Source organism: Nostoc sp. FACHB-888 (genome assembly GCF_014696655.1).
Taxonomy (GTDB): Bacteria; Cyanobacteriota; Cyanobacteriia; order Cyanobacteriales; family Nostocaceae; genus Nostoc.
In genome coordinates this window covers 1-4748 of sequence record NZ_JACJQM010000266.1, presented here as the reverse complement: position 1 = coordinate 4748, position 4748 = coordinate 1, and the positions used below count along the sequence as shown (strand labels likewise).

The 4748-nt window shown below is 40.5% G+C and carries 7 protein-coding genes; 4 read left to right on the top strand and 3 right to left on the bottom strand.

Annotated features, from left to right (window positions below):
• Positions 1-89 precede the first annotated feature (89 nt).
• The 3 genes from H6G26_RS38590 to H6G26_RS38580 form a co-directional block, all read right to left on the bottom strand.
• A complete protein-coding gene (locus H6G26_RS38590; protein WP_190737027.1) occupies positions 90-581 on the bottom strand; it encodes a hypothetical protein in 492 nt (163 codons plus the stop codon).
• Between the two features lie 324 nt (positions 582-905).
• Positions 906-1142, bottom strand: coding sequence for a hypothetical protein (locus H6G26_RS38585; RefSeq protein WP_190737025.1), 237 nt, complete (start codon positions 1140-1142; stop codon positions 906-908).
• A gap of 385 nt (positions 1143-1527) precedes the next feature.
• Positions 1528-1707, bottom strand: coding sequence for a hypothetical protein (locus tag H6G26_RS38580; RefSeq protein WP_190737022.1), 180 nt, complete (start codon positions 1705-1707; stop codon positions 1528-1530).
• 21 nt (positions 1708-1728) lie between these two features.
• Here H6G26_RS38580 and H6G26_RS38575 point away from each other — a divergent pair, with 21 nt between their 5' ends.
• The 4 genes from H6G26_RS38575 (at position 1729) to H6G26_RS38560 (ending at position 4738) form a co-directional block, all read left to right on the top strand.
• Complete coding sequence (locus tag H6G26_RS38575) at positions 1729-2526, top strand: hypothetical protein (protein WP_190737021.1); 798 nt, start codon at positions 1729-1731, stop codon at positions 2524-2526.
• Positions 2527-2690: 164 nt separating this feature from the next.
• Positions 2691-3308 (top strand): Uma2 family endonuclease, encoded by a 618-nt coding sequence (locus H6G26_RS38570; RefSeq protein ID WP_190737019.1) that lies wholly within the window; start codon positions 2691-2693, stop codon positions 3306-3308.
• 77 nt (positions 3309-3385) lie between these two features.
• Positions 3386-4288: a hypothetical protein gene (locus tag H6G26_RS38565; RefSeq protein ID WP_190737017.1), complete on the top strand. Its 903-nt coding sequence runs from the start codon at positions 3386-3388 to the stop codon at positions 4286-4288.
• Positions 4289-4426: 138 nt separating this feature from the next.
• The gene (locus H6G26_RS38560; RefSeq protein ID WP_242054296.1) at positions 4427-4738 is read left to right on the top strand and encodes a hypothetical protein; all 312 of its coding nucleotides are present in this window, start codon (positions 4427-4429) and stop codon (positions 4736-4738) included.
• Positions 4739-4748: the final 10 nt, after the last annotated feature.

The following is a 4748-nucleotide window of genomic DNA, read 5'->3' as shown; positions in this document are numbered from 1 at the left end:
AGTGTTACTTAGAATCCGCTCTGCACTGATAAATCACAATTTGGGTTTCATTTCTCCAAACCATTATCAATCATGGGTTTTGTCTTATTTCAGTGCCATTCGGCTAAAGTCTTCATTGCCTGTACAAAAGTATGTAGCCGTTGCTCGACTGGAGGAAGCGCTGGTGCAGGGGGCTGAACTGGTTGGTTATGTTGCTCAGACTTGCTCCAACCTTTAATGTCTTGCATCCAAGCTCGAATACCAATCCTGTTGAACGCTTTGCATACTAAGCGAGCTTGCTTTTTGCAGTATCTGCCAGCATCGTAAGCGTAGTACTCAATAATTGCAGCAAGTCCCATATCTGGAATTCCTTGCTCACTCCATAATTCTAGTGCCGCACTATCAAACCCTGACTGCATAATACTTTGAGCCAATGCAGATGGTTCTAGTGCCGCACTTAAAAACGCGCGACGAAGGGAAGAATCTTGCACATCTGCTAGTCTTGCTGCGGCTCTGATGCTAGCTTTTCCTTGACCACTTGTGTCTATCTGAATCTCTTCTTTAATCTGCTCAATTACCTGGGCGATTTCGATCTGTGACATATTTTCTGCTCCAGTTAGGGTAAATGCCTGCTTTATTAAGGGGCTTGCCTTGGACAAGGGAATCGGCTCAAGTCCTAATGAATGGCTTAAATATCGATAGGTTAAATATTGCTAAAAGAAAGCTCTAGACTTTAGCTAGTAATTATCCTTAATCCTTTGTCTACAGCCTACACTAATGTCTAGCATAAATCAAGGTTAAACTTTACATATAGTATTTACAAAAGTAAAGGCATTAAAAAACCCCATGACGGGGTTACGGTTCTTTTTCTGGATTTAAAGCTAAAACACGATCACGCCATTGCCTGAGAGTTTCGTTTTCCCCTCTCAGGCGGCTGATTCCCCCATAACTAAATCTTCCAACCTAGATAATCTTTCTCTTACTTCTGTCAAGTCAGCTTGTTCTTTAGTAGGCACAATTCCCAAACAGCTGTCAATGAACTCTAGTATCAACTTACTGGCTGAAGTGTTGTGTTCTTCTGCATATTTTTTAAACGCCTCTTTCTTGTCAGCAGAAATACGAAAATTCATTTGACTCTCACCTTCAGCTAAAAACTTCGGCATCTTTACCTCTTAAATAATCTTTCTTTAACACTATATCCAATCTTAAGTTCTTGTCTAGACTTTGCCTAGATACCTGGAATATGAGCAGTATAAGCGTTCTAGCTTTTGCATAGACTTTTACTTTACGTTTTCTTGACAATTGCACAGGCAATGGTCTATGCTTATATTAGAGCCAAGGAAAGCGAATCGCCTGCGCCTAAACGCAAAAGAGTTGCAAACCAGAACTACTGAACCATGAAAAGAGAACCGGAAGTACCAATTGAGAGGTAGCTGATGCACTGGCACAACCAGAGAAGGTGAGAGGTACACATTGGGAAAACGGATTCGGTTAATAAAATTACCAACAGGATGACTCTTGGATGAGTGAAACTGTTAAAGCCCTTTGTCACTTGCACACTGTATATCCTGCTTGGTAGCTCCAGTCACTGACTAGGAGTATTAAAAATGAGGCTTCGCCAAATCTAGATTGAAAGTGCTGTGCTTTCAGCACAACGCTCTGACCAATAAAAATAGGACGATCGCGCTGTCTGCAAAACTCTGCGATCGCCCCTATGCCCACAACCATTTAAAGAAGAGGCAATTTCTAATGATGACACAAACTTTAGCCCCTACGCCAACAAAAGATCCACTAACTACGCAGGATCGCCAAATCATTGCAACTATCGTCAATCAGTCGGATTACTCCAAAAACTGCCAGCCTGAAGATGTGGTGACTATCTGGATCAACAGTGATGATATCGTGTGGGTAAAAATGATCCACGGCTATGCTCGATACCACAAAGAGCTTTTCAAACGTGCTGTAGCAGAGGTGAAAGAGAGCCTTTCTACTCCAGTAGAGTGCAATCACAAGGAAGATAAGGAATTGAAACAAGTTGCTGACAAAATTGGCTTGTTAGGTGATTGTGATTGGTTATCGTTGAGCGTCAAATACTATCCTGATAAGGTAATCGGTCATGCTGGTTGCTACACTTCACAGAAGCCTCGAATATTAACCCCACTTGCGGAATGGGATTTCACCCTGCCGAAGTGGAATATGCCTGCCGCCATCTGTCCAGACTGTGATGGTCACGGCTGCGGTAACTGCTCCTATCGCGGTACTCGTGCAGAAGACTTGTGCGAACCAGTAAACGGCTATCGTTTGATGTATGTAGGACGCACTGACCTTCAGACTGCTCACAACGTATATCTAGATGGTGAGTTCTTGGGAATTGTCTTCAAGGTCAGAAACGCTGATGAGTTATGGGAAAACGACCCCAAGACCTACTACTGGCAGTGTACAGATGGAGTACGGTATTGGAGTATCAGGGAGGCTGTTGAATCCTTTGCCCTAGCTTCGGTAACTAGTGAAGTGCCACACGTTAGCTTAGAGTTGGCGGTGGCGTAAAATTAAAGAAATCTGAACAGTGGACAGCATAAATTAAAAAAACTGTCCACTTACCAATTTGAGAACTAGATCCTTTATTTAAATGTAAAGATAGAAGCAAATCTAAAATTTTTGCGTGATCAAACATTGCGTCGGCATCAGTTGAAATTTGAAGAGATAATACGATGTTTCAAGCTTTACCAGAACCAGTTACTTTTGAAGACTTTATAGAGTGGAAACCAGAAAATGGCAGATATGAATTATACAAAGGAGTAATAGTAGAAATGCAACCAACAGGAGAACATGAGCTAGTTAGAGCATTTTTGATTAGAGAACTCAATTTTGAGATTCGCAGGTTTAATCTAGCTTATACTATTCCTGGTCAAGTATTAGTCAAATCAGTTGATAAGAAATCTGGTTATATTCCAGATGTATTAGTATTGAATCTTCCTAACTTGGTCAATGAACCACTCTGGAAAAGAGCATCAACAGTTACTCAAGCAGAATCAATTCCATTAGCTGTGGAAGTTGTAAGTACAAATTGGCGTGATGATTATTTCCTGAAATTTGGTGAGTACGAGGAAATTGGGATTCCAGAATATTGGATTGTTGACTATGCTGCTCTTGGTGGAAAGCGGTTTATTGGGAATCCTAAACAACCGACAATATCAGTTTATGCTTTAGTCGAAGGTGAATATCAAGTTACTCAATTTCGAGGAAATGACCGTATTCAATCACCCACTTTAAGAGAGCTAAATTTAACTGCTGAACAAGTTTTTCAAGCTGCTTTAGGAGGGTATTGATTAAAATTAGTGCTTTCAAAGTCAATAAAAGCGATTTTTATATTGGTATAACGTATCCTTAGCGATTTGTTCTTTGAATGACCCAAAAATTTTATAGTCTGTTTGTCGAGCATTATCTCGAAGGCTTGCTTTCACCATTAGGTAGCGTAGAAGTTAGCGGCGTAATAACCGATTCAGAAAGGCGGGGAATTGTTCTGTTTTTTCCGAAAGGGACAATTCAAACCGAAAGACACTCACTTGGATTACTTGCTAAAGTTGCTCAAAGTGATTGTTCAATAGAAGTTTATTGTGAGCAGATTAGTGAAACAGAAGTCCGAAGCTGCCTACATAAACTTTTAAATGTCTTTTCTACTCTGAACTGTCGGGTATCGGCAGAAGGGAAAAGTTTAGATGATAATAATTTACCTCGTTTGTGGATTTTAGTACCATCAGCTTCGCAAGATTTACTCAACGGTTTTGGCGCACAATTAGAGCGAGAAAACTGGTCTAGTGGAATATACTTTCTACCTAATATTTTTAGAATTGCAATAGTAGCTATTAACCAACTACCAGTTACTTCAGAGACGCTATGGTTAAGGCTTTTGGGACGGGGAACAGTGCAACAGCAAGCAGTAAGTGAACTGGTTGCCCTTCCACCAGAGAATATTATCCGCCGTAATGTTCTTGAAATAATTTACAGATGGCGTCTCAGTGTAATGACACAAACAGATTTAACTGAAGATGACCAGGAGTTAATTATGAATTTAACAGAAGCTTATCAAGAAGCAAGAGCGCAAGCGGTACAGGAGGGAGTGGAGCAAGAACGCCGTCAGGTTGTAGAAAACTTGTTGAGATTCCGGTTTGGTTCTGTGGATGAAGAACTCTCAAGAGTGGTCAATAATTTGTTGCTGTTAGCACCAGATGATTTTGCTAGAGTTTTACTGGAATTATCTAGTTTATCCCGTGAAGAGTTGTTAGCGAGATTTAATTCACATCAATAAATCTGTACAGGGCAATAATTAGTAATAAAACAGCGCTTTTGTAAAATCAAGAGCGCTGTTTTATTGGCTCTACGCTTCATATATCACAATTAAACGGCTGCGCCAATGCAAAAGTGAAAATGCTTTTGGTACAAACAAATGAACCCTGAAGAAAATTCCGAATTACTTGCTGCTTTGATGCGCCAAGAGGAACTACTCAAGCAGTTGATCGCTTCAATCAATAAGCCAAAACTAGGATTGCACTCTGATGCAGGCAGTAGCAAAATCTATTGCAATCGTCACAATGGTTCACTGTGGTATACCTTAAACAACAGTGAAGCAAGTGCGATTACCCAAACTGCCTTAACTGGATATCTAAGAGAACTGAAATTCGAGAAGTGTGAGCGCAGAGGAAAAGAAGTTTACAAGTTGCTGATTACAATTCAAGCAGACGTGCGATTCGTTGATTAGTGAATCCCGG

Coding starts and splice junctions, on each gene's coding strand:
- H6G26_RS38590 (WP_190737027.1), bottom strand. CDS start 581: ATGTCACAGATCGAAATCGCCCAGGTAATTGAGCAGATTAAAGAAGAG.
- H6G26_RS38585 (WP_190737025.1), bottom strand. CDS start 1,142: ATGCCGAAGTTTTTAGCTGAAGGTGAGAGTCAAATGAATTTTCGTATT.
- H6G26_RS38580 (WP_190737022.1), bottom strand. CDS start 1,707: ATGGTTGTGGGCATAGGGGCGATCGCAGAGTTTTGCAGACAGCGCGAT.
- H6G26_RS38575 (WP_190737021.1), top strand. CDS start 1,729: ATGATGACACAAACTTTAGCCCCTACGCCAACAAAAGATCCACTAACT.
- H6G26_RS38570 (WP_190737019.1), top strand. CDS start 2,691: ATGTTTCAAGCTTTACCAGAACCAGTTACTTTTGAAGACTTTATAGAG.
- H6G26_RS38565 (WP_190737017.1), top strand. CDS start 3,386: ATGACCCAAAAATTTTATAGTCTGTTTGTCGAGCATTATCTCGAAGGC.
- H6G26_RS38560 (WP_242054296.1), top strand. CDS start 4,427: ATGAACCCTGAAGAAAATTCCGAATTACTTGCTGCTTTGATGCGCCAA.